We start from the raw sequence: 23,490 nt of genomic DNA, 5'->3' as shown, positions 1-23,490 counted from the left end.
GTTGCAAACCATACCTGGTATCGGACCAGTTTGGGCTCCTACCATCCTGGCAGAGGTACTTCCGGTTTTTCATCCAGAAGAAAAAAACGGGGCCCGAAAATTGGTTGCAGCTGCCGGGCTTGACGTTCGTCTCAATGAAAGCGGACAGTACAAAGGCAAAGGCAAAATGTCTAAGCGGGGCAGTCGTTATCTGCGCACAGCTGCTATCCAGGCTGCCGAAGTTGCAGCCTTGGTGGCAAAGTATCCCATGTTTAGAGCTGTCTACAAAAAACAGAAGGCTAAGGGGAAAAAGCATCTGGTGGCTATTAGTCATGTCGCCAATAAATTGCTTCATGTTGTTTTTTCCGTACTTAAAAACCAAAAACCATATGAGGTACACCTTATTCATTAATATCTTTATTCTGTCCATTTGGGGGTTGACTTATTACCGCTTGTCTTTTTTCTTGCGCCGTAAGCGGCCAGGCACATGATGGCCAAAACCGCTAAAACAGCCATCCATTCAATACCGGATGAGGTCATCTGTGTGGTATCATCCCGGTTTTTGATTTTTTCCATTTTATACCCTTCAACAACTTCGGCAGTATCGTTGTTCAGGGATGAATCCTTTTTTTCCGATGTGGCCTCCTGTGCCGAAGGTTCTGGTGCAGGTGCTGCCAGTTCCGCCAGCAGAGCCTTTTGATCAGCCACCTGCTGTTCCATGGGTTTTCCCGCCATCTGTTCCACAGCCAGCTTGAACTGTTCAACCAGCTTGGGGTTTAACACCCCGGGAATTGAAATAATGGAAATCACCATCTGATTGAGTACGGGATTATTGCAGGTATGATCACAACAGGCAATCCCTTTTTGAATAACGCTTGTGGCATATTCGGCAGCCAGGGTTTCCAATATTGCCTGATCAGGCTCCCAATATCCTTTCCGGCTGGTTTCAAGCATTCTTGCCGTTATGGACTGGAATGCCCAGGGAGAAGCTTTATTAAAAAATTGATTCAGCTCAAGACCGTATTTGTCTTCCACATAGACTTCATAAACCTGCCGCCATTTGCTTGCATCAACCTTTTCAGGCGTGGTCATATTCCATCCCCAAAGATATTCAACAAAGTCGGCCATGGCTTTGGCACCGGCATAATCTTCTTTTTTCATGCCGTCAATCCATTTGGGATTCAGATAACGGCTGCGCATTTCCCGGCCCAGGGTCTTTGCCATATCTTCCACATTGACCTTTCCCTTTTTCTGCTGCTGCGTGATCAAAGTTTCAGGTGTTTTTCCTGATTCATGACGCGCGGCCATGGAAAGTCCTCCCAAATACTGAAACATATCATCATTGTCCAAAAGACCGTAAACATTGGAGGATCGGGAATGAAGCGTGACATCAACGGTGGACAACTGTTCTTTTAACAGCCCCTTTGCCCGGATGCCCCATTGACCTGCTCCAAAGGCAAACCCCATGCGGTTTTCAAATACGTTCACCACCTGGTCAGGATTTTCCCATTTGGAAGAGCCGGAGGCCATTTCCGATACTCCGTTACCGTATGATCCAGGTGCTTCGGAAAAAACGCGGAACCTGGACATTTGATCGGCTTTTTCAGGGTCCATCCCCTGTTTGATGAGACGTGTTTTTATATCCCGGTTATGCCGGGCAATCAGATTTTCAATATCCGTCTGTTTTGCGGCAAGCCTGATGGCCTTGTCCAGGTATAGCATTTTCTCAGGAAAAAGATCCCGGTACAAACCCGAGGCATTAATCATGACATCAATTCTCGGCCGGTTGAGCCGGTTGGCAGGAATCACGTCAATACCCAATACCCGTCCTGTTTTGGACCATCTGGGTTTTGTCCCGATCAGATACATAATGGTGGATTCATTCACTCCTTCATTGCGAAGGGTTTCAACAGCCCACAGAACCACGGCAACGTTTTGGGGATAACTGCCGTTTTTCATGATATGGTTCTCAATGATCTTCCGGGCCGCTTTTTTCCCCAGGCTCCAGGCGGCAGGACTGGGCAGCTTGCCCGGGTTGAATCCATAGAAATTTCTGCCCGTGGGCATGGCGTCCGGATTTCTGACAGGATCATTTCCCGGTCCTGGTCGAATGTATCTGCCGTCAAGGCCGCTGATCATGGCATTAACTTCATCCCTGCCGGATCTTGCAAGCCTTGATGCAAGATCTTTTTTAGTCTGTTCCGGATTCCATTTGAGAATTGCATCTGCCATTTCAGTAGTCTCATCAGGATCAGGGGAACGGCCAAAGGTGTGCATGCCAAATGGAATCAAATTTTCCTTGATCTCCTCAAGATAATGTCCCAAAAGATGTACCATTTCATCCTGGGAAACATCCTCTCCAGCAGTTTGAGAGGAATATTGACCATCATCTTGAGTATGATCTTGACCGTGCTTATGGTTGTCAGCAGTGGTCTGGATATCCTTTAAAATACCTGTCTTTTTTGCCAGAGCCATAAGCTCTTTGAATTTTTCTTCTGCCGTGACGCTCTGCCGTGCTGTGGCCCGTTCATATTCATTTGCCAGTTCTGCCATACGGCTGTAATCTTCATGCAGATCCGCTGTTTTCAAGATCGGCGTCAAATGAGAAATAATGACCCCTCTTCCCCGTCGCTTTGCCTGAATGCCTTCCCCCACATCATCCACAATATAAGGATAAATATTGGGGATATCACTTATCAGAACTTCCGGCGAGCATGAAGGTGAAAGCCCGGCCTGTTTACCCGGAGTCCATTCATAGGTGGAATGAGTCCCCAGATGGATCATGGCATCGGCCTTAAAATGTTTGGACAGCCAGAGATAAACCGCCAGATACTGGTGATGGGGATAAAGTGTGGTGTCATGATAAAGCTTCATGGGATCATCTCCCCATCCACGGACAGGTTCGGGAAGCAGGATCATGTTTTCAGCCTGAACAGCCGGGATAATAAAATCCTTGCCGTGTATCATTATCCCGGACTCTTCAGGCCCCCCCCACTGTTGAATAACCTTGTTCTTAAAATCTTGAGGAAGGTCTTCAAACCAGTGATTGTATGTTTCAACCGGCAGGCGCACCACCTTGCCGGTTGAAATCAGCTTGTCAAGTTCTCCGGGTGCCCAGGACCCGATGTTTCTGGCTGAACTGAGAATCAGCTCTTTTATCTCTTGTTCGGAAAGGGGCTTCCCGGTTGTATACCCATTTTCCTTAAGGGCCTGAAGGATGGTTTCAAGACTTTGAAATACATTCAGATAAGAGGCTCCGATATTCTGTTTTCCCTGGTGATGGTTGTAAAACATAATGGCCAGTTTTTTTTCAGGATTGGGTTTTTGCTGGAGCGCAATCCATTTTTTCAGCCTGGGGATAAGCCGGTCAATATTTTCCATGACCGGTCGGCTCAGGAAAAAAGATTTTTTTGTTTTCGGGTCAACAACCTTTTGCTTGGCCGAAAGCACGTTGGGCTCAACCAGGCCGGACAGTTCAGGTACGGCCAGAGACCAGGCCACCTCAATGGAATCAATACCAACAGGACTTTTTCGCCAATGGTCGATGGTGTTTTTATACAGGCTGACCGCACTTATTACAGGTACGTCCAGCTGATTGAGCAGCAGGCCAAGTTCCGGAGTCAAAGCATTATAAAACTTAAAGGAATAGGCCAGCACCAGGTCCACCCTGGCTGATCCTGATTCATCCAGAAGAAAGGATTTCAAGATGTTCTGCTCACGGCCAAAACAGGGCATGACATTGAATCCATTATTTTCAAGCTGCTGAATCAACGTATCAATGGGTGCCTTCTGCCCCTTGGTGAGAAAGGATGAAAAAAAAACCAGGCCGATTCTTGGACATTTTGAATCAAATCCAGGCCGATTTTTTTGCCAGGTTAAAAAGTCTTTGGCCCGAACGAAAACATAAGGGGCATCCGGATGATAAACGCCAAGCCGGGGGATTTTGACCACCTTGTCATAGGATATGGTATTGTCAATGTGGCGATGGGCGATCAGGCGAAGCATGTTTTGAATATTTTCTTTGGAAAGGTTGCTGTAATACTCTGCCACCTTAGAATCAAACACAAACCCTTTTTTTACGAGCGATTCATTATCAAGGGAACCGCGAAGGGCATATATGATTTTTGAATCAAGATCAATATGATCCGTCAAAAAAGTTTCAAATTCCCGGCCCATGACATCCGCGACAATAATGTTTGTTCCCTGGATCTCTTGTTTTATTCTTTGAGCATCCCGTGTCACGTCATGACTGGTGATGACCTTAATATCAATGGGAAGATCAAGTTTTTCTACAGCCATGCAGGCAAGATAAGAATTATGATCCAAAACCATAAAAGCCATATCCGCTGCATACAGATGCCATGGCCAGAAAAAAAGAAGAACAATCAAACGTTTCATGAGGTGTTTCCTTAATTACAGCAACAGTGTTTAATCCGGGATATAAATCATTGAACCGTTTGCCAGTTTATAGGCGGTTCCAAGACGCTCTCCTTTGCCTTTGGCTTTTTCTTTGGTCACTTTTACAGCGTCTATTGTTTTCCCTTTTTTTGAAATAATTTCCATCTGGCCGTCTGCAGATTTTTTAACAATGGTCAGTTCAGATGTCTGCGACAGCAGGTCCTCAATATGATATGCACCAAACAGGGCAATCAAAAGTCCCACAATAAAGACAAGGCCCAAATCAAACAGGTTGGCAACGCCTGACATTGGATCATTGTCGGAAAAACCTGTGCCCCGGTTCTGTTTAGGTTTCAGATATCTCATGACCATGTGTATCTCCTGTTAACAATTCAGCAGCCAGTTCCATATTTTTGATATCCTGCTCAACCCACCGGCGCTGAATTGTAAAATAAAAATAGGCCAGCAATCCCAAGGCCATGCCCACAACCGTTGTGGTAAACGCAACCACAAGGTCCTGGCTCAACTGGCCCAGATCTCCCTGACCCAGGGATGCCAGTCCCGTACCCATGGGAATCAGCGTGCCGATCAGCCCCAGTCCAGGTCCTATCCGGATCATAATTTTCAACGGATCAAGGGATTTCCACATGCGATGCTCGGCATCCCTTAACAGGTTGACGACCAAAATGGGATCATGTGTTCCTTTTAAGAACTCCAGGGACTGCACAATCCTTGCGACCGAAACAGGAAGACTGTTTTGATATCTGCCTGACATCATTTGTTCCGGCAGTTTCTGTTCCTGTTTTTTAAGTCGGCTTCTTTCCAGCCAGAGCCTGAAAAAGGTGCCGGAATAGACCAGCATCCAGACAAACAAACAGGACAAAATCAGCAATACCGGCAGGAACAGGGAAGAGGCAATCAAATAAATAAATGTTTTTAATACAGCCATTATCTGCATGGTTATTCTCTTTTTAAAGGGTTAATAAAGCCTGTAATCAAGGCGCTTATGCTCAGGATGAGCAGGATGATTTTCTCCCGGGACAGCTCAAACATATTGTCTGTGAAAGATATCCTGTAAATTTTATCCAAATCGGCAAATTGTGGAATCACAATGACCGAAAGAATAAAGTAAACGGCAATATAAAGCATCAGCCTGCCCAGAAATGATTTGGCAGCTCCCTGGTTAGAGACCAGGCGTCTGACAGTGAACGCCACAACCAGGCTGATCAGAATAAAGCCTGCATAGAGAGCGAAAAAAACCACGGAATTATCCGGGTAAATAGCACTGACAAAACTACAGGATAAAAGGATGACGGCAAAACAAACCGGACAGGGCACCACCAGGGGAATCCATCCCCTGGTGGATGTTTGTTTTTCATGGCGGTTCTTTATCAGATTGCCCCCCCAAACCAACAGCAACAAGGCTAAAAGGAGATGAAGGGTCATCCCGCTCTTGAAAAACACCTGCAGCAGATCAATATGCGCCATCAGATCGACGTTCAGCAAAACAGCAGCAGCAACGGCAAAGACAATGCCGTACCCTGCCATGAACAGCAGGGTTGTCAGAAGTTGTCTTGTTCTGCCGGGCGCCTGCAGAAAAACATAAGAGAGACCTCCGCCGCTTTTAACGGCAAAAGCCCCTGTTGATAGAAACAGGCCCAATATAAGCGATTTAAGTTCCATTTAGTCATTTACCTTATAACAGAACAGACACTGGTAAAGTCTGGGCTGTGTTTTTTTAATATCGAATTAAAAATCATATCTCATACCGACATAGAAATTTCTTTCCGGCATGGGGTATCCTTTTATATATTCATATTCTTCATCAAACAGATTGTTGATACTGGCATTTAATGCCAATCTGCCTTTTTTATCCGTGGCAAATAAAACTTTGGTAATGGTCAGATCTGCAACGGTAAAATCCCGGGCTTTTATATCCTGATAAGGCCATCCGCTCTCATAATCGGTTATTGTCTTTTCTCCGAAATAGGCAAAATTAAGTCTTGCTGAAAATCCATTCAAATCAGATACTGAAATACCATAAGATGCTGTTAAATCTGACGTCTCCAAAAGATCATTACCCGTTATTCTGTCCTCATATTCCGTCAGATAGGTAAATCCTACAAAAGGTTTGATTTCAAAATCCCATCCAAAATAATCGCCAATATCAACGCTTAGATTTCCCTCAAAACCTGATATTCTGGCTTCTCCTACATTTTCCCATGATCTGTCTGCGTTTGTCCTTGTGACAGATTCTATTTTATCCTTAAAATCAGTATAAAAATACCCCAGAGAACCGGACAGGGATCTATAAAAAACATCCAGACCGCCTTCGCAGGTTTTACTTGTTTCAGGCGAAAGGTCTGGATTACCCACATAGTTGCTGCCAAAGACAGAGTAGGCGGCAGCCATCTGATCCGCACCCGGCATAACAAAGGCTTCGGAGTAACCTGCCCGCAGTTTTAAATAATCCGTCAAAAGATAGGAAAGACCAATATTAGGCGTCAGGTTATTGTCGTCCGCAGTCTTGCCTGCAGGGTCTATGACCTCCACCTCATAGGTATCATACCGTAATCCGGCAGACAAAGTCAGTCGGTCATCCAAAAGTTTTAGTTTACCCAATAAAAATCCTGCAGGATTTTCATAGGATGTTTTTTGGGGATTCCAGGACGCTTCAATATCGTAATCCGCCCAGTCAAAACCGGTGGTAATAAGCGCCTGCCCTAAATCAACTGAAATCTGGGCCTGGATACCTTTGCTCTCTGTTTTTTGTTCGGACAAAATTGCGTCATCCCATCCATCAGGGTTGCTGCCGGTTGGATCATTCCATGTGTCCTCATCTTTACCCTGGAAATATTTTAATTTCCAAACAAAGCGTGAATCTGTTGTCTGGCCGTCCAGTACGATATCAAAAGAATAATTTGATTTGTCTGTATAATCATCCAGATCATTCTGGCTTAAATAACTTGGAGAACCGGCTTCATCCACATTAAAACCGTGATAAAGAAACGCAATTCGATTATTGGGAAACGGTGTATACCCCATATTCATGCTGATGCTTTCCCTGCTGTCAAACCCGGTATTATGGTATTTTGTTCCATTGGCTGTGGTATAATCATCTTCCGTCTCTCTTGTGACACTGCCGGAAAAATCAAACCCATTATACTCTCCTGCAAAACCGGCACTGATATCTTCGTGCCCGAAACTGCCCAGATTTCCTTCACCAAAAGCAGACAACTTGCCTTTTCCTTGGCGGGTAATCACGTTCACAACCCCACCTACAGCGGCAGACCCATATAGAATAGATGCCGGTCCTCTGATGATTTCTATACGCTCAACATTTTTGGTCATAATTTTTGCCACATTTCCAGTGCCCGCTCTTCGACCGTTAAGCAGAATCAACACATGCCCTTTCAGGTCATTCCCATGGGAATCTGTTCTAAATCCCCTGATGCCTATTGTAGTCAGATTTCCAGGATATTTTTTGATGGCACCGATGCCTTTTTGCGCTAAAAGATCGCCAACATCCCTGGCAGACGACAGTCGGATTTCCTGCTCATCAATCACGGTAACATTATTGACAATCTCTTTTTTGGATTCTGTAACTCTTCCTACTGTTACAACAATATCCTCAAGTTTAGTTTCAGACTGATTGTTATCAGAAGCCAAAGACTGCCCCATGACAGGCACCAATAACATGACAGCAGCCATCATGACTGCCAATATGGATTTATTCATATTTTTCCCCTTTTAAATCGGGGGAACGTGAAAAAAAAGCTCACAGCAGGAATGAAAAAAAAACAATTTTAATTTTACATCCAGATATTGCTCAGGCACCTTTTTTCCAAGGCCTCCCCTTTTTTGCCGGGGATTTGCAAAAAAAACCCCCGGACCATTTTATTGATAAATGATCTGAGGTTCCCTGATTTTTCCACAGATTGGATTTGCCCCACCCTTGTCCACGAGGTATGACAGATTAAACTTTTTCAGGCAGGTCTTCTGACTTTCGGGTCATCCTATTAACTGCGTCTTCCCAGCGTTATAAAGCCAGTGACATAAATGCAGCGTTCGTCTCCGATCACAGCGGCGGGCCCATCCCTGATTCGCACAGGGTTCCCTATTGTGCCTTAACAGGCACCTGAAATTTTTATATTGACTTAAATTAAAAAAGAATCTAAGTCAATATAAAAATTTCAAATATGTTTATCTTGACAAATTCAGACAATAAATATAGAATTCAGAGTTTTTTAAAATTGCGAAAAGTATTGAAATAATAAGGAGAGTTTAAAAATGTACGCAGTTATCAGAACCGGGGGAAAACAATATAAGGTTCATGAAGAACAGATCCTGAAAGTTGAAAAGCTTGATGGTACGGAAGGTTCTCAGGTTGAATTTGATGATGTCCTCATGTATTCAGATGGTGAAACCATCACTCTTGGAAGTCCGAAAGTTGAAAATGCTGCAGTCAAAGCGCACATTCTTGAGCAGGGAAAGGACAAAAAGAAACTGGTCTTCAAATATAAACGCCGGAAAGGCTTTAGAAGACTCAAAGGCCACAGACAAAATTATACTGAAATTAAAATCGAATCCATTACGGTTTAGATAGCAAGGAGAAATTCAGATGTCACATAAAAAAGCAGCAGGTAGTTCAAAAAACGGTCGCGATTCAAACTCACAGCGCCGTGGTGTTAAAAAATTCGGCGGAGAAAATGTTCTTGCAGGAAATATTCTTATCAGACAGGTGGGAACTAAAATCCATCCGGGCAACAATGTTGGTATGGGCAAAGATTATACTATTTTTGCCAAAATTGACGGTGTTGTGACCTTTGAAAGAAAAGGCCGCGACAGAAAAAAAGTCAGCGTATATGCCGCGTGAAATTTGTAGATGAAGCAATTATCACTGTCAAGTCAGGCGATGGTGGCCGAGGATGCACAAGTTTCCGAAGGGAACGGTACATTGAATTTGGAGGACCTGACGGTGGAGATGGCGGCGATGGTGGTCATGTTATTCTGAAAATTGATCAGAGTAAACGAACACTTTTTGATTATCGCCGTCAAAAATTGCTCAAGGCCAAAAATGGTGAGTCAGGCCAGGGCAAACAAAAACATGGGAAAAACGGGAAAAACTGCACAATCACCCTTCCCCCTGGAACCATTGTCTCCAATGCAGATACCAATGAAATCATTGTCGACCTAACCGACACAGAGGATGAATATATTATTGCCCGTGGCGGCATGGGAGGCCGAGGCAACAAACGGTTTGCAAGTTCCACCAACCGGGCACCCAGGTATTCCCAGCCAGGACTCCCCGGGATTGAAATACATCTGAAATTAGAGTTAAAACTGCTTGCCGATGTCGGACTTGTAGGATTACCCAATGCCGGTAAATCAACGCTTATCAGCTGTATCTCAGCAGCCCGTCCCAAAATAGCCGACTATCCGTTTACAACACTGTCCCCTATCCTTGGGATGGTTGAACCTCCTTTTGGAGAACCGTTTGCTGTGGCCGATATCCCAGGTCTCATTGAAGGTGCCCATGAAGGAATCGGCCTTGGGATCAGTTTTTTAAAGCATATTGAAAGGACAGGCATCCTGGTGCATCTGATTGATGTTTCCCAGATAGATCCGGAGTCTCCACTGACATCTTTTGACCTGATCAACAATGAGTTGTCCAAATACAGCCAATCTCTGGCCCAAAAGATGCAGATTGTAGTTCTCAACAAAATGGACTTGCCGGATACACAGGAAAAAGCTGATGCTTTCCAAAACGCATTAAAAAACATCCAGGTACTGACTCTGTCAGCTGCAACCGGGAAAGGGGTAAAAGATCTTGTAAAGCTTTTATCATCCAAGCTTACAAAGAGTTAAAAATGAAAGTGGGACTTTTCGGAGGAACATTTAATCCCTTTCACAATGGCCATATTGGAATTCTTCAGCATGTCAAACAAACCTGTGGCCTGGAAAAAATATTTTTAATCCCTTCTGCAACACCTCCCCACAAACCTGACATCAATCTTGCACCTGCCGGTGAAAGATTTAAGATGGTAAAAGAAAGCTTAAAGGGTCATAAAAATTTTTGGGTGTCTGATAAAGAATTGCTCAGAAAAGGCCCCTCTTTTACCATTGACACCATCAAAGAATTTAAAAAAGAATATGGCCTGCAAACCTTTTTTTTTCTGTTAATGGGATCTGACGCTTTTTTAGATATAACCACTTGGAAAAAAAAGGATCAAATTTTCAAAGCAGTTCCCATTATCATCATGTTGAGAGGAGATTGGAAAAACACCCATGCCATTACCTCTTTTATTGACGAAAACATATCAAAGGGGTACATCTTTAATGAACAGAACAATACATTTTCCCATACAAAGAAACAGAAAATTATCATTTGCAAGGTGCCCAGAATAGATATTTCATCCACCATGATCCGGGAAAGGGTCAAAAACAATAAATCCATAAAAGAGTTTGTGCCTGCAAATGTTGAAAAAATTATTAGAGCAAAGGAATTGTATAAATGACAAACCCCATCGCATTACCAGACGATCTTAAACCATATCTTATTCCGGCATTTGAAAGAAAGGCAAAATCAATTACCGCCATTAATGTCAAAGCGCTCACCTCTTATACCGACACCCTTGTCATTATTGAAGGAAGTTCCCACCGCCAGGTGACATCCATTGCAGAACATTTGATCAAAAGCTTGAAAAATCAGAAAAAAAAAGCCATTGGTGTAGAAGGCGTTAAAGAAGGTGAATGGGCTTTGCTTGATTACGGAGATGTCATTATTCATATTTTCGAATCTGAAAAAAAATCGTTTTATGATATCGAAGGCTTGTGGGCCGATGCCAAACGGATAGATCTTTCCGAATTTAAAGACGCTTACAGATCAGAGGAGACCGACGATGAGTTCTAATTCCCACCCTGTCAATATCTTAATGATCCTTGACGGCTGGGGAATACGTGATGAAACACATGGGAATGCATTTGCACTGGCCAAAACGCCGTTTCTGGATTCTCTGATAAAAAAATTTCCAACCTGCAAACTTTTATGCTCAGGCAATGCCGTCGGACTTCCAGAGGGAACCATGGGCAACTCGGAAGTCGGGCACATGAATATCGGTGCCGGTCGAAAAGTGCTGCAGGATTTTGTAAGAATTAACAAAGCCATTGAAGATCAGTCTTTTTTTAAAACCCCTGCTCTTTTGGATCTCATGGCACAGGTTTCAAATAACCAAAAAAGCCTCCACATCATGGGACTGCTGTCTGACGGAGGGGTTCACAGCCATATTTCTCATTTGTTTGCCTTGATTGACATGGCAAAACAAAACAAAGTGGAAAATCTGTTCATTCACCCCATCCTTGACGGACGGGACACCTCACCTGCCAGCGGTATAAACTATATAAAACAACTGCAGGCATATCTGAATCACCATGAATACGGTAAAATTGCCACCCTTGTCGGCAGGTACTGGGCCATGGACAGGGATACCCGATGGGACCGGGTTGAAAAGGCATATAAACTTTTTACGGCAACCGCAGGTGTGATGGAACAAGACCCGGTTTGCGCCGTACAAAACGCCTATGATTCAGATAAAACTGATGAATTTGTCCCCCCGATTTTTCTTGAAAAGAATTTTTCACAAAACAAAAAGATCAATAACGGAATAGTTCAAGATGGAGACGGCCTGATTTTTTTTAATTTCAGGGCGGATCGGGCTAAGGAAATCACCCGGGCGTTTACAGAACCTGATTTTAATGAGTTTGCCAGAGAAAAAAAGATAGACCTGGCAGGATTTGTCTGTATGACCCAATATGATGAAACCTTTAATCTTCCAGTAGCCTTTGCTCCTCAGCATCTGGATCAGGTTCTGGGAGAAATATTGAGTCAAAACAGTATTTCCCAGCTTAGAATTGCCGAAACTGAAAAATATGCTCATGTCACCTATTTTTTCAATGGCGGAGATGAAAAAGTTTTTGACGGGGAAAAAAGGATTCTGATCCCTTCTCCACGAGACGTGGCAACCTATGATGAAAAGCCCCAGATGAGTGCTTTTGAGCTTGCCGACAAAGCATGTGAACAAATAAGGGCAGGAGCATTCCAGTTTATTATCCTGAATTTTGCAAACATGGACATGGTGGGACATACCGGAATCCTAAAAGCTGCTATTAAGGGATGTGAGACCGTGGACAAGTGCGCACAAAAGGTTGTTGAGGCTATATGGGAAACCGGTGGATTTGCCATAGTCACAGCCGATCATGGAAATTCGGAACAGATGATCGCCGATGACGGTTCCGCCCACACTGCCCATACCTTGAACCCTGTAAGACTGATACTTGCAGGGGACAAGCTAAAAGAAAAAAAACTAAAGGATGGTATTCTCGGCGATATCGCACCGACCATTCTGAAATTATTAAATATAGAGCAACCGCTACAAATGACAGGAACATCTTTAATATGAACTTTAAGTATATTATCACTGACTATATTACCGGAAAATCCGTAAGAAATATTGGCCCTGAGGCCAGCAGACAGATATTTGAAAAATTCCTGGTGGATGAAAAAGGATATGCAAAAGAAGATATCTGTGTGGATGAAGAACTGATTGTCCAGTTTAAAGGGGAAGACTATATTTCATCCATTGACCTGATTGTAAGTTGCAAAGATAAGGCATTGATGGCCATTACCTGTGTTGCAGGCTCCATAGGGTCCTATGAAAGAGAGATCCTGGCCGGTGCCAGGCTGGTTCATGACTATCAAATTCCTTTTGCCGTTTCAACCGATGCAAGAGATGCCGTGGTAATGGATACACTTTCCGGTAAAACAGTTGGCAAGAGCCTGGATGCGATTCCATCAAAACAAGAGGCTCTTGAGCTTATTAAATCAATTGAGTATAAACCTCTTGATAAAGACAGAAAAGAGCGGGAAATGATCATTTACCGCTCTTTTAACCTGGAAAAAGTCAACAAGTAACGCAAAATTTTAGTCTATGGGGGACAGATTTCAAATCTGCCCCTTAACCACGTGGTATCTCTTTGTTGCAATGCTTGCAAAGCGTGGCCCGTTTTTTAATAATCTCGGCACAATAGGGACATTCCCGGGTAAAATGTCTTTCATGAAGCTGGACAATTGCATCTTCCACGCCTTTTTGAAGAACAGGAGTGGGAAACTTATGATTGATTAAATGCTCTGTTGCTTCAATACCACCCAATTCCCCTACCATCTCAGCAGCTTTTAACCTTGCCTTGGGGGGAATATTGGGATCAAGACAAATTTTTAAAATTTCATCCCAATCTTTTGACATATAATAATCAGTTAAAATTGAGAAAGTTTTTTTCAACAGCTCTTTTCTGGCTTCCTCCCGGATCAAAACTTCATCATCCAGTTTTCCACCCTGGGCACCCATGGGACTGAATACCGGCATATACTCAAAATTTTTCTGTCCCGGTTCAACATAGCATCTGTAGGATGCAGCCGCCTCCATGGTTTCACTCATGTTATCCCAGCCGTGTTTATAGCTTGAGCAGTCATCATTAAAACAGACAAACAAATAGGGGGTTCCCCACCCCAATCCATCACTAAAATTAATGGGGGGAACCTCCCATAGTGTCATATCGGTATCACAGTGCGGACACCGTGGTTTATCCATTTTTATATATTTTTCAAGAAGTTCTTCTTTTGTTTCAAACGCCATTATCTCAATCTCCTTTGGTAGTCTGTCATTCCAGACTACCAAAGTAAGCATATCAAATGTTTTGTCAAACCGTATTATTCGATAACAACCAGGACATCTCCCTTGGCAACGTTATCACCGCTGCTGTAGTTCACGGCACTGATAACACCACTTACAGGTGCAGGCAGAGCATTTTCCATTTTCATGGCTTCAATAACCACAACTGTTTCTCCTTCATTTACCGAATCCCCTACATTTTTCTCATAGGCAATCACCATCCCAGGCATGGGTGCTTTAATAGGTGTTCCGGTCGCAGCTGCAGGTGCGGGTTTTTCTTTTGCTTCAGGCACAGGTTGGGCTTCAGGGGCCGCTGCAGGCGCCTGAGCAGGTGCTGCAGGTGATGCAGGTGCTGCAGGTGCCATCTGGGCTGGAGCAGGCTGAGCAACTTGAGCCGGAGCCGCATAGGTAATAACAGGAGCGCCGCCAACTTCATCAACCCCCACTTCAAAATATTCCCCTTCTACAAAAACATTAAAGGTACGGGCATTTTCACTTTTTTCAGGGGCATTACCCAATTTGGCTTTTTCAACCAGCTCGCCTCTTTTGAGTTTTTCAATCATTGCATCTTGTTTTGCCACATCTTCAAGGGTAATAGGTCTTATGCTGTCAGGCATCTGTTCCTTACCATATTTTTGCATAAGATATTTTTTGCCGGTAACAGGGAAAAGAGTATATAAAATAAGATCTTCATCATCTTTGGCCAGGGTGCCGATCTTTTCTCTTGCTTTTTCAAGTTCCGGTTCAAGAACTTCTGCAGGCCTGCATGTAATAGGCTCTTCGCCTCTGTCATAGCCTTTGAGGGCTTTTTTCTGCACTTCAGGATCAATGGGGACGGATGTTTTTCCATAAAGTCCGTAACAAAGGTCTTTGACCTGAGCAGTTACCATCTTATACCGTTCATCAGGTGTATCAAACAGCACATTATTAACTGTCTGGATACCAACAATCTGACTTGTCGGTGTCACAAGAGGAACCTGACCCAACTCTTTTCTAACCCTTGGCAGCTGTTTGTAAACCTCATCAATCTTATCCAGGGCATCCATCTCCTTCAACTGATTCACAAGATTGGACAGCATTCCGCCGGGTGTCTGATGCAGCAACACGTTAATATCAATCACAGACACCTTTGAATCATCCAGAAGGTGTTTATATTTGGGCATCACTTCTTTTTCAAGGGTTTCATTGATATCGGCCAGTGCATTTATATCAAACCCTGTATCCCTGTTGGTTCCCAAGAGCGACATCACAAAAGGCTCCAAAGCAGCATGGGATGTTCTGTAGGCATAAGGAGTCAGGCAGGTGTCAATAATATCAACCCCGGCTTCAATGGCTTTAAAAAGAGTCATGGGAGACATGCCGGATGTAAAATGACTGTGAAGATGAATCAAAGGTTTGACATTCTCTTTTAATGCTCTGACAAGTCTGTAGGCATCATAAGGTGCCATAAGCCCTGCCATGTCCTTGACACAGATACTGTCCGCGCCCATGTCTTCAAGCTCTTTTGCTTTTTTAATATAGTAATCAAGGTTATAAACATCTCCGCCAAGTCGCGGTTCTGTCAATGTATAGCAGATACAGCCCTGAAAATGAGCTCCGCATTCCTTGATCACAGGTACAACCGATTCAAAATTACGATAATCATTGAGCGCATCAAAGGTTCTGAAAACTTCCATCCCGTTATCAACTGTCTTTTTCACAAACAGCTTTGCCACGTCATCAGCATAATTTCTATATCCCACAAGATTCTGACCTCTCAGGAGCATTGAAAACGGGGTCTTTTTAAAATACCGTTTAAGGGTCCGAAGTCTTTCCCATGGATCTTCCCCTAAAAAACGGTGCATGGTGTCAAAAGTTGCGCCGCCCCATACTTCCACGGCCCAGAAACCGATTTCATCCATTCTTTCGGCAACAGGAATCATATCTTCGGTTCTTCCACGAGTGGCAAATAAAGACTGATGTCCGTCACGCAAAGATAAGTCCTCTATTTTAAGGGGATTTTTTGCTTTTGGCCTGTCTTTGCCATACTTCATTTCAACCATTTCAATTTCAGTGTGATTACTCATCAATTTTCTCCCAAATATTTTATTTTTATTTCATTATTTCAGTGTGTTATAAAAGCTTATGCTAACTCCAGTCATGACTTTCAATTTTTGTTATTGGCAAATCATTACAAAAAGCCAGGCCTGCCCGTGGCAGTCACTTGAACATACGCAATTGTATCATTGAGTTGGCCTGCATATGGGTCTGACGTCCCGATATTCCCCAGATATTATTTGGCTGCATGATCTGGGGCTGTTGTGCGCAAGTTTCCGGAACCGATCCATAAGCTCCGGAAACACTATAAGCTGCAGCTTCTTCTGATGTTTTTATGCAGGCAAAAACGGCAGAAATGGCTGCCGCAAGTTTCTTTTTATCCATTTTAATCCCTTTGTCCTATACAGGTATATTTCCATGTTTTTTGGCCGGTCTTAATTCTCTTTTCGTTGCCATGGCCTCAAGGGCATCAATAAGCACCGGTCTTGTCTGAGACGGTTGAATAACTGCATCAACATAGCCTCTGGCAGCAGCACAATACGGGTTGGAAAATTTTTCATTATATTCTTCTATTTTTTCCTTTCTTTCTGCCACAGAATCCTTTGCTCCGCTAATTTGCTTTGCATGTATAATGTTGGCAGCCGCATCAGCCCCCATGACGGCAATCTCTGCAGTGGGCCATGCAAAGGCCATATCAGCACCCAGATGTTTTGAACACATTGCAAGGTAGGACCCGCCATAAGCTTTGCGTGTAATCAGCAACAGCTTGGGCACGGTAGCTTCAGAATAACACCATAAAAGCTTGGCTCCATGCCGTATAATACCACCCCATTCCTGGGTGCTTCCCGGCAGATATCCGGGCACGTCGGCAATTGTCAGCAAAGGAATATTGAATGCATCGCAAAACCGGATAAACCGGGTGGCCTTGTCAGAAGCATCAATGTCCAAACATCCGGCCAGGTGATTAGGCTGATTGGCAATAATCCCAATGGACATGCCGTTGAGCCTTGCAAAACAAATCACCATATTTTTGGCATAATACTGGTGGGGCTCAAAATATTTTTTGTCATCCACAATCGCGGTGATCACATTTTTAATGTCATATGGTGCATTGGGATTGTCCGGTATGATGGTATCCAGGGATTTATCAGTCCTGCCGGGATCATCCTTGCTCGGAACATATGGGGGATCTTCCATATTGTTGGACGGCAGATAAGACAGGAGTTGTTTTATCTGCAAAATAGCATCTTCATCAGAGTCACATGCAAATTGTGCCACACCGGATTTCTCATTATGGGTCATGGCACCGCCAAGCTCTTCAAAACTAATCGCTTCACCAGTAACCGCTTTAATAACATTGGGTCCGGTGATAAACATATAACTGGATTTTTTAACCATGAAAACAAAATCCGTCATGGCAGGTGAATACACAGCACCACCGGCCGTGGGCCCCATAATTGCTGAAATCTGGGGAATAACACCGGAAGCCGCTGAATTCCTGAAAAAGATTTCTCCATACCCGGCCAAGGCATCAATTCCCTCCTGGATTCTTGCGCCGCCCGAATCATTCATACCAATGATTGGGGCACCCGCTTTTATGGCCATATCCATTACCTTACAGATTTTCTTGGCGTGCATTTCCCCCAGAGACCCTGCCCTTGCAGTAAAATCCTGGGCATAGGCAAATACGACCCTGCCGTCAACCTTACCATGCCCTGTTATAACACCATCCGCCGGTATATCTTTATTTTCCATTCCAAAATTGGTACACCTGTGGCTAACAAACATATCCAGCTCTCTAAAGGTTCCCTTGTCAAACAAAAGATCAAGCCGCTCTCTGGCATTCAATTTTCCTTGTTCGCGTCGCTTTTCAAGGACTGCTCCCTCGCCCATTTCCAAAACTTTCTGTTCTTTTTGCTTTAGCTCCTTAATCTTGTCAGATGTGACTCCCATAAGATAAATCCCTTCTTAATAATTTTATTTATTATTTTAAACTATTTATTCATTACTTTGATTGCTCAACTTAAACCGCCATGCACAAAACCAATCTTCCGGATGAATATCCGGTGGACACCCTATACATTCCGTTTCAATTCTTTTATCAATGCCCCTTGCAAAATATGCATATTCAACCAGTCCTGCTGATTTACAGGGATAATCATCCAATTTTTTCCTTTTTCTCGCAGACTGTACCCTGCAGTCGTTCATTTGGAAGATAAAACTTTCAGGACCTTCATCAATAATAGATTGCTTATTGATAATTGAATACATCCTGAAATTTAACGCTTTTTTTAACCCTGCAAGCCCGCAACCGTCATTGAGTTTTAGAAACTTTTTTATCGCAAAGGCTTCGTAGGGTGAAAACTGTGCCCAACAAGAATCATTACATCTTTTGGCATCATTCATTCCATTGTCAAATTCAACCGCCTGAAACCAGACCCCATCATTAACCAACCAGTTTTTTGCCACTGCCGCCATTAAGGCGTCAATGTTTTCTTCCTTCATGTCCATTAATACTTTTGGCAAACCATCTTCAAGCTCGAAACCCAAAACATCTGCGAATCTTTTCAGGCCAATTGAAAAGCTTTTTTCCGTAGCTTTTTCAAAAACTTCCAAAGCCTTTTCCATGCCCATCTGGTGCCTGACTTCCGTAAACCAAAAACTATAGTGAACTACAATTCGAGTTAACATGTCAACAATTAATCTTGTTTTCATACTTTTATTCAGATCTGAAAAGTTTTCATTTTCATTTTCCATCAGGCTTATTTCCTTTTTTAAATGATTTTAAGTTTCTATTATCATTAACATATTCCGCCAAGAACCAATTCAAGGCAAAATTATTGTCAAAATTTGATTACAATATTTTTCAACGGCTGAATCAAAGGCAAAAATCATTGAATTCAGAATAAAAATATTCTATTAATAAACAAAAAAAAATGTTTTTTTCAAATTAAGATAAAATTTTTACAATATTAAGGTTATCAGCAAGGACAAATTAAAATGAGTGTTAAAATAAATATACATGTTACACATCGCCAGCATACCAATGGAAAAAAAACAATAGAAGTTGAAGGAACAACTGTTGGTGAAGCATTAAACGATTTTGTTGCCATGTATCCTGATATGAAAAAGGAGTTGTTCGATAAAAAAGGAAAACTGCTCAACTATATTGAGATCTACCTGAATAAAAAAAGTGCATACCCCGGAGAACTGGAAAAAAAGGTGACAGATGGTGATGAAATCCAGATCATAACCTTCCTTGCCGGTGGATGATGCATAACACTGACGATCACATCGCGTTTGAATGAGTGTCGAGGCAAATGAATGAAATCTGAATATCAACACAAAGTACTGATAGTTGACAATGACGACCGAATCAATGAAACCATTAATCAAGTTCTTCAAATGGAAAAAATTCAGGCTGTTTTTGCAGACAGTGGGGAATCCGCACTTGAGGAAATTAAAAAAACGAACCACCCCTTTTCATTAATCATTGCAGATCAAAATTTGCCGGGTATGAAAGGAACCGAGTTTTTTGAGCATACAAAGAAACTCACCCCGGAGACTGCCCGTTTTATGACTACAGACCATATGCAAGTGGAAACCATTATTAATGCCGTCAATAAAGGTGCAATTCAAAGGTATAATCTCAAACCATGGCAATATGATGATCTTGTCGAGGCTATCAAGACCGGTATTAAACAGTATGAATTCTTTTTAGACTATGAAAACCTTTTAACTCTTGCCAAAAAACAGAATGCTGAATTATATGAACTTGCTTGTGAATTGACAGAGACAACAAAAAGCCATGGCAGGATACTCCACGAACTTGATAATGATATTGAACGAATTAAAAAAGAAATTAAAAATCTTTTATCCCACCCCACAAATCCGGATATATTTCCGGATGAAATAGAAAAAATTGAGACTCTTTTTTCAGAGACCATTAAAGAGATGTATTGCCAATTCAAGGAATTAGGCTATAGAAACGGTTTTGATATGCCTTATATAAAATATGAAAGAAAATAATGGAAAGAAAAAGACCTAAAGCCATCATCCTTGAAAACAATGACACTGTCCGGGAGCATGCCAAATCCATCTTGAATAAAGAGGGATGGACGGTAATTTGTGAACAAATACCCGAAGATGCAATGAACACACTTTGTCAAGCATCTAAAACAATACCCTTTGCTCTGGTCATAAGCAACTTTAAACTGCCTGAAATGGGAAACAATGATATTCTGCAAAAGGTAAAACTCATATCCCCACTAACTCAAAGAATGCTGCTGGTATCGGCTGACAAACTCGAAACTTTGATCCATGCCGTTAACAAAGCGAATATTCATGCATGTATCACCTCACCATTTAAAGATGAGGATCTGATTGATCAAACCAGGAATTGTTTTCGACAATTCAAACATGCATTAAAAAGGCAACAATTAAAACGTGTAGTGCTTCATCAAAACAAACAATTGCTTGAAATCACACAAAAACTCAAAAAAAAAGAGACCGCATATACGCATCTTATTAATGAAAAAAAAAATCAAATATTGAGACTGAAATCAAAAAAAAGAGAAATTGAAGCCGCTCATGATTTAAATATCAATATATCCCTTTCTCGCCTAATGGACGATAAAGGGATCATGCCATCACAAGATGCGTTTAAGAAAGAGTTTATTGCTCTTTATGAAACCATCCAGAACTTTTTTGATCAACTGAGCAACAAATACCATTCAGATCCGATAAATCTTAATCTGGAAGAAATTTTATATCCTGAAAAACACGATGCCCAACAAGCCCCCCAAACGAACCAACCAGAATACCCCGAACTTATAGAAAAAATTTTAAAATCAGCTTTCATCCATAGGGCAAATACAAAAAAACAGGATCATGATCTGATATTTGAACCCAATAATACCATGATAAATACCAAAGAATTTATTATGGACAAGTACTTTGAAATTTCAATTTCTGAAGATCAGACAAAGGCTTATGTTCAAAAAATCAAGAGGGCTGATCATAACAAACCATTGCCCAATTTTTTCAACCTTCTTGACCTGCTGAAACAAAATAGAATTTGCCATGGGATTCTCGATGATGAGAGCATTAAAGCCTGGATTGCCAAACCATCTGCAGAAAAATTTCTCATTGCCAAAGGAACAAATCCGATTTATGGCCGTGATGCTAAAATAACTTTTTATTTTAAAACTGATTTTACAGATCCCGGAAAAATCGAAGAAAACGGCAGCATTAATTTCAGGGAAAGGGGAGAGATCTCCCATGTCAAAAAGGGAAACCTTCTTGTCCAAAAAGTACCGGCACAAGACGGCAAACCCGGAATTTCCATCTTTGGTGTCCCAATCACTGTGGATGAACCAATGGAAAGTATTTTCATCCCCGGTTCTGGAACTAAAATATCAGAAGATGGCTTAAGACTGTATGCCGCTATTGATGGCCAACCACACATAGATGCCCTATGTACTGTTTCGGTTAACCCGGAACTTGTCATCCCGGGTGATGTAGATTTTAAAACCGGCAATATCAACTTTGAAGGGGATATTATTGTCAAAGGCACTATCAAAGAAGGATTCACCGTAAAGGGAATAAACCTGACTGCCCGAGAAATAGAAGGAGCTACCATAGATCTGTCAGGAAATTTGAAAGTTTCTGCAGGAATTAAAGGCTCAAGCATTTCAACCCATGGAAACCTTTATGCAAAATTTATCAATCATTCCAATATCATGGGATTTGGAGACCTGATTATATCAAAGGAAATTATTGACTCGGACATTTTATTGAGCGGGGCTTGCCTAAATCAGACAGGCCATATTATTTCTTCCCAAATTACTGCCAGACTGGGTATTGAAGCAGGCAATATCGGTACACACGCTTCAATATCGTCCAAACTCAAAATAGGTACAAATGATCATATAGAGGCAATTGAAAAACAAATTAGTAAGGCTTTAAAAATATCGGTTGATGCATCCAACGTATTAAGAGATGAAATTAAAAAGCTTGAGCATCAGGATCAGGAACTCTACCGGCAGATATCTGAAAACGCCCATATACAGGATCGCGCCCAGATAGAAATAAAGGAATTTAAAAAAAATCTGGCAGATATCGAAACATCAACTAAAATAGAAAAGCTGATCGAAGCAGTAAAAAATTCTGAGCAGGAATTAAACACTGCTTTTAAAATTCAGGATAAAATAGCCGACAAAATCGAACAGATTAAAACACAACTCACTGAAATGGAAGAAAAAAACAAGCAGCTTGTCATTAAAAAAACTGCATTAAAAGAATTTTCAAAAAAAGACATCACCCGGGCACTTGTCACCATAGCAAAAACCATCACCCAGAATTCAGCCATCATGGGGCCAAACTCTTCCATTATTATAAAAGAAGACATATCCCGGTGCAAAATCCAGGAAATTGTCTCATCAGCGAACGATGGTAAACTCCATGAAATGAATATTTCAGCAATTTAAACCGATAAACCCAGATTCAAATAGTATTCCCCTTCTTCTTCTTTTCCGCGTTTTATGCAGCCATTCCCATATATGGTGCATTTTTTTTTCAAGACCTTTTTTGTTTTTTCAACCTGATCTTGCGTCAGACTGTTTGATTCCAGAAGAGCTGATAATGAACGAATTCTGAATTTATCCTGAGAATGAAAGCTTGAAAGTTGATCTTTATGTCCTCCCCGCTTTATGGTATAGGGCTTATCAATCAAAAAAATCGGAATGGTGGAACTGACACGGAGCCATAGATCATAATCCTCACAAACAATAAATTCTTCATTAAAATACCCTTTTAATTCAAACAATTGTTTTCGCATCATCACTGCAGACGGGCTTACCAGGCAAAGATTCAATGAAGGTTCAAATATCATCCCGGAAGGTTTCTTGTGTTTGACTTTTGGATTAACCCGCTTGCCATTCCTGATCCAGATCTCTTCGGTCTGACAAATAAGGGCCTCTGAATGGCGCTTAAAAAATGCCACCTGGCAGGATATTTTTCTTTTATCCCAGGTGTCATCGGAATCCAGCAAGGCAATAAATGCCCCTCTGCTATTTTTTATCCCTGCATTTCTTGCAGCGCTGACCCCTGAATTTTCCTGTTTTAAAACAATGAGTTTATTTTTATATTCCTCTTTATATTTCTCAAGCAATTTTTGCGTATGGTCTGTTGATCCGTCATCTATCACAATCAGTTCTATATGGGGATAATCCTGTGAAAAAACGGAGTCCAAGGCGTCTTTTAATGCCCATGCACGGTTGAATGAGGGCAGAATAACACTGACAAGATTTTCATTTGTTTTATCATTCATTGCACCTGTATATCATTT

Annotated in this window: 22 protein-coding genes and 1 riboswitch; of the genes, 11 read left to right on the top strand and 11 right to left on the bottom strand. The window is 42.1% G+C overall.

Features of this window, described 5'->3' with window-relative positions; all coding sequences use genetic code 11:
• The coding region (locus tag BLT94_RS19845) for a transposase (RefSeq protein WP_139169085.1) at positions 1 to 391 on the top strand (391 nt) is incomplete at its 5' end.
• A 5-nt stretch (positions 392 to 396) separates the two neighbouring features.
• On the opposite strand, the gene BLT94_RS19840 is transcribed toward BLT94_RS19845, so the two are convergent.
• From BLT94_RS19840 to BLT94_RS19820, 5 genes are all read right to left on the bottom strand, one after another.
• Entirely contained in the window at positions 397 to 4,377 is a 3,981-nt protein-coding gene (locus BLT94_RS19840) for a cobaltochelatase subunit CobN (protein WP_092238050.1), read from the bottom strand.
• Positions 4,378 to 4,407: 30 nt separating this feature from the next.
• Positions 4,408 to 4,743: a DUF2149 domain-containing protein gene (locus tag BLT94_RS19835; RefSeq protein WP_014958464.1), complete on the bottom strand. Its 336-nt coding sequence runs from the start codon at positions 4,741 to 4,743 to the stop codon at positions 4,408 to 4,410.
• Positions 4,724 to 5,335: a MotA/TolQ/ExbB proton channel family protein gene (locus BLT94_RS19830; RefSeq protein ID WP_092238047.1), complete on the bottom strand. Its 612-nt coding sequence runs from the start codon at positions 5,333 to 5,335 to the stop codon at positions 4,724 to 4,726. Before BLT94_RS19830 ends, BLT94_RS19835 begins: the two co-directional genes overlap by 20 nt.
• 2 nt (positions 5,336 to 5,337) lie before the next feature.
• Positions 5,338 to 6,060 carry a DUF2162 domain-containing protein gene (locus tag BLT94_RS19825; RefSeq protein ID WP_092238044.1) on the bottom strand — a complete coding sequence of 241 codons (723 nt, stop codon included), beginning with the start codon at positions 6,058 to 6,060 and terminating at the stop codon, positions 5,338 to 5,340.
• A 66-nt stretch (positions 6,061 to 6,126) separates the two neighbouring features.
• A complete protein-coding gene (locus tag BLT94_RS19820) occupies positions 6,127 to 8,115 on the bottom strand; it encodes a TonB-dependent receptor plug domain-containing protein (protein ID WP_092238041.1) in 1,989 nt (662 codons plus the stop codon).
• Between the two features lie 234 nt (positions 8,116 to 8,349).
• Positions 8,350 to 8,534: riboswitch (cobalamin riboswitch) on the bottom strand.
• 133 nt (positions 8,535 to 8,667) lie between these two features.
• Between BLT94_RS19820 and rplU the strand changes: the two genes are divergently transcribed.
• Genes rplU through BLT94_RS19785 form a run of 7 tightly spaced genes read left to right on the top strand, consistent with a single transcriptional unit; the run spans position 8,668 to position 13,348 of the window.
• Positions 8,668 to 8,979, top strand: coding sequence for a 50S ribosomal protein L21 (gene rplU, locus BLT94_RS19815; RefSeq protein WP_014958469.1), 312 nt, complete (start codon positions 8,668 to 8,670; stop codon positions 8,977 to 8,979).
• A gap of 19 nt (positions 8,980 to 8,998) precedes the next feature.
• The gene (rpmA, locus tag BLT94_RS19810; protein ID WP_014958470.1) at positions 8,999 to 9,253 is read left to right on the top strand and encodes a 50S ribosomal protein L27; all 255 of its coding nucleotides are present in this window, start codon (positions 8,999 to 9,001) and stop codon (positions 9,251 to 9,253) included.
• Positions 9,250 to 10,245 carry a GTPase ObgE gene (gene obgE / locus BLT94_RS19805; RefSeq protein ID WP_092238038.1) on the top strand — a complete coding sequence of 332 codons (996 nt, stop codon included), beginning with the start codon at positions 9,250 to 9,252 and terminating at the stop codon, positions 10,243 to 10,245. The genes rpmA and obgE overlap by 4 nt, the downstream gene beginning before the upstream one ends.
• Before the next feature lie 2 nt (positions 10,246 to 10,247).
• The gene (nadD, locus tag BLT94_RS19800) at positions 10,248 to 10,895 is read left to right on the top strand and encodes a nicotinate-nucleotide adenylyltransferase (protein ID WP_092238035.1); all 648 of its coding nucleotides are present in this window, start codon (positions 10,248 to 10,250) and stop codon (positions 10,893 to 10,895) included.
• Complete coding sequence (gene rsfS / locus BLT94_RS19795) at positions 10,892 to 11,290, top strand: ribosome silencing factor (RefSeq protein WP_092238032.1); 399 nt, start codon at positions 10,892 to 10,894, stop codon at positions 11,288 to 11,290. The genes nadD and rsfS overlap by 4 nt, the downstream gene beginning before the upstream one ends.
• Positions 11,280 to 12,836 carry a 2,3-bisphosphoglycerate-independent phosphoglycerate mutase gene (gene gpmI / locus BLT94_RS19790; RefSeq protein WP_092238029.1) on the top strand — a complete coding sequence of 519 codons (1,557 nt, stop codon included), beginning with the start codon at positions 11,280 to 11,282 and terminating at the stop codon, positions 12,834 to 12,836. The genes rsfS and gpmI overlap by 11 nt, the downstream gene beginning before the upstream one ends.
• Entirely contained in the window at positions 12,833 to 13,348 is a 516-nt protein-coding gene (locus BLT94_RS19785) for a type I restriction enzyme HsdR N-terminal domain-containing protein (protein WP_092238026.1), read from the top strand. The genes gpmI and BLT94_RS19785 overlap by 4 nt, the downstream gene beginning before the upstream one ends.
• A gap of 43 nt (positions 13,349 to 13,391) precedes the next feature.
• Here BLT94_RS19785 and BLT94_RS19780 read toward each other — a convergent pair whose 3' ends face one another.
• From BLT94_RS19780 to BLT94_RS19760, 5 genes are all read right to left on the bottom strand, one after another.
• The gene (locus BLT94_RS19780; RefSeq protein ID WP_092238023.1) at positions 13,392 to 14,069 is read right to left on the bottom strand and encodes a zinc ribbon domain-containing protein; all 678 of its coding nucleotides are present in this window, start codon (positions 14,067 to 14,069) and stop codon (positions 13,392 to 13,394) included.
• A 74-nt stretch (positions 14,070 to 14,143) separates the two neighbouring features.
• Positions 14,144 to 16,171 carry a pyruvate carboxylase subunit B gene (locus tag BLT94_RS19775; protein ID WP_092238020.1) on the bottom strand — a complete coding sequence of 676 codons (2,028 nt, stop codon included), beginning with the start codon at positions 16,169 to 16,171 and terminating at the stop codon, positions 14,144 to 14,146.
• A 133-nt stretch (positions 16,172 to 16,304) separates the two neighbouring features.
• Positions 16,305 to 16,526: a hypothetical protein gene (locus tag BLT94_RS19770; protein WP_092238017.1), complete on the bottom strand. Its 222-nt coding sequence runs from the start codon at positions 16,524 to 16,526 to the stop codon at positions 16,305 to 16,307.
• A gap of 15 nt (positions 16,527 to 16,541) precedes the next feature.
• Positions 16,542 to 18,095 carry an acyl-CoA carboxylase subunit beta gene (locus BLT94_RS19765; RefSeq protein WP_092238014.1) on the bottom strand — a complete coding sequence of 518 codons (1,554 nt, stop codon included), beginning with the start codon at positions 18,093 to 18,095 and terminating at the stop codon, positions 16,542 to 16,544.
• 45 nt (positions 18,096 to 18,140) lie between these two features.
• Positions 18,141 to 18,899, bottom strand: coding sequence for a DUF6125 family protein (locus BLT94_RS19760; RefSeq protein WP_092238011.1), 759 nt, complete (start codon positions 18,897 to 18,899; stop codon positions 18,141 to 18,143).
• 243 nt (positions 18,900 to 19,142) lie between these two features.
• Between BLT94_RS19760 and BLT94_RS19755 the strand changes: the two genes are divergently transcribed.
• From BLT94_RS19755 to BLT94_RS19745, 3 genes are read left to right on the top strand one after another with little or no spacing between them, the layout of a single operon-like run.
• Positions 19,143 to 19,415 carry a MoaD/ThiS family protein gene (locus tag BLT94_RS19755; RefSeq protein ID WP_014958481.1) on the top strand — a complete coding sequence of 91 codons (273 nt, stop codon included), beginning with the start codon at positions 19,143 to 19,145 and terminating at the stop codon, positions 19,413 to 19,415.
• Between the two features lie 51 nt (positions 19,416 to 19,466).
• Positions 19,467 to 20,171 carry a response regulator gene (locus BLT94_RS19750; protein ID WP_092238008.1) on the top strand — a complete coding sequence of 235 codons (705 nt, stop codon included), beginning with the start codon at positions 19,467 to 19,469 and terminating at the stop codon, positions 20,169 to 20,171.
• Positions 20,171 to 22,630 carry a flagellar assembly protein A gene (locus BLT94_RS19745; RefSeq protein WP_092238005.1) on the top strand — a complete coding sequence of 820 codons (2,460 nt, stop codon included), beginning with the start codon at positions 20,171 to 20,173 and terminating at the stop codon, positions 22,628 to 22,630. Before BLT94_RS19750 ends, BLT94_RS19745 begins: the two co-directional genes overlap by 1 nt.
• On the opposite strand, the gene BLT94_RS19740 is transcribed toward BLT94_RS19745, so the two are convergent.
• Positions 22,627 to 23,472 (bottom strand): glycosyltransferase family 2 protein, encoded by an 846-nt coding sequence (locus tag BLT94_RS19740; protein WP_014958484.1) that lies wholly within the window; start codon positions 23,470 to 23,472, stop codon positions 22,627 to 22,629. The two genes, BLT94_RS19745 and BLT94_RS19740, sit on opposite strands and share 4 nt — an antisense overlap.
• Positions 23,473 to 23,490: the final 18 nt, after the last annotated feature.

The organism is Desulfobacula phenolica (assembly GCF_900105645.1).
Classification (GTDB): Bacteria; Desulfobacterota; Desulfobacteria; order Desulfobacterales; family Desulfobacteraceae; genus Desulfobacula; species Desulfobacula toluolica.
Note: the sequence above shows the minus strand (reverse complement) of the source record. Positions and strands in the feature narration are given on the sequence as shown.

Coding starts and splice junctions, on each gene's coding strand:
- BLT94_RS19840 (WP_092238050.1), bottom strand. CDS start 4,377: ATGAAACGTTTGATTGTTCTTCTTTTTTTCTGGCCATGGCATCTGTAT.
- BLT94_RS19835 (WP_014958464.1), bottom strand. CDS start 4,743: ATGAGATATCTGAAACCTAAACAGAACCGGGGCACAGGTTTTTCCGAC.
- BLT94_RS19830 (WP_092238047.1), bottom strand. CDS start 5,335: ATGCAGATAATGGCTGTATTAAAAACATTTATTTATTTGATTGCCTCT.
- BLT94_RS19825 (WP_092238044.1), bottom strand. CDS start 6,060: ATGGAACTTAAATCGCTTATATTGGGCCTGTTTCTATCAACAGGGGCT.
- BLT94_RS19820 (WP_092238041.1), bottom strand. CDS start 8,115: ATGAATAAATCCATATTGGCAGTCATGATGGCTGCTGTCATGTTATTG.
- rplU (WP_014958469.1), top strand. CDS start 8,668: ATGTACGCAGTTATCAGAACCGGGGGAAAACAATATAAGGTTCATGAA.
- rpmA (WP_014958470.1), top strand. CDS start 8,999: ATGTCACATAAAAAAGCAGCAGGTAGTTCAAAAAACGGTCGCGATTCA.
- nadD (WP_092238035.1), top strand. CDS start 10,248: ATGAAAGTGGGACTTTTCGGAGGAACATTTAATCCCTTTCACAATGGC.
- rsfS (WP_092238032.1), top strand. CDS start 10,892: ATGACAAACCCCATCGCATTACCAGACGATCTTAAACCATATCTTATT.
- gpmI (WP_092238029.1), top strand. CDS start 11,280: ATGAGTTCTAATTCCCACCCTGTCAATATCTTAATGATCCTTGACGGC.
- BLT94_RS19785 (WP_092238026.1), top strand. CDS start 12,833: ATGAACTTTAAGTATATTATCACTGACTATATTACCGGAAAATCCGTA.
- BLT94_RS19780 (WP_092238023.1), bottom strand. CDS start 14,069: ATGGCGTTTGAAACAAAAGAAGAACTTCTTGAAAAATATATAAAAATG.
- BLT94_RS19775 (WP_092238020.1), bottom strand. CDS start 16,171: ATGAGTAATCACACTGAAATTGAAATGGTTGAAATGAAGTATGGCAAA.
- BLT94_RS19770 (WP_092238017.1), bottom strand. CDS start 16,526: ATGGATAAAAAGAAACTTGCGGCAGCCATTTCTGCCGTTTTTGCCTGC.
- BLT94_RS19765 (WP_092238014.1), bottom strand. CDS start 18,095: ATGGGAGTCACATCTGACAAGATTAAGGAGCTAAAGCAAAAAGAACAG.
- BLT94_RS19760 (WP_092238011.1), bottom strand. CDS start 18,899: ATGGAAAATGAAAATGAAAACTTTTCAGATCTGAATAAAAGTATGAAA.
- BLT94_RS19755 (WP_014958481.1), top strand. CDS start 19,143: ATGAGTGTTAAAATAAATATACATGTTACACATCGCCAGCATACCAAT.
- BLT94_RS19750 (WP_092238008.1), top strand. CDS start 19,467: ATGAAATCTGAATATCAACACAAAGTACTGATAGTTGACAATGACGAC.
- BLT94_RS19745 (WP_092238005.1), top strand. CDS start 20,171: ATGGAAAGAAAAAGACCTAAAGCCATCATCCTTGAAAACAATGACACT.
- BLT94_RS19740 (WP_014958484.1), bottom strand. CDS start 23,472: ATGAATGATAAAACAAATGAAAATCTTGTCAGTGTTATTCTGCCCTCA.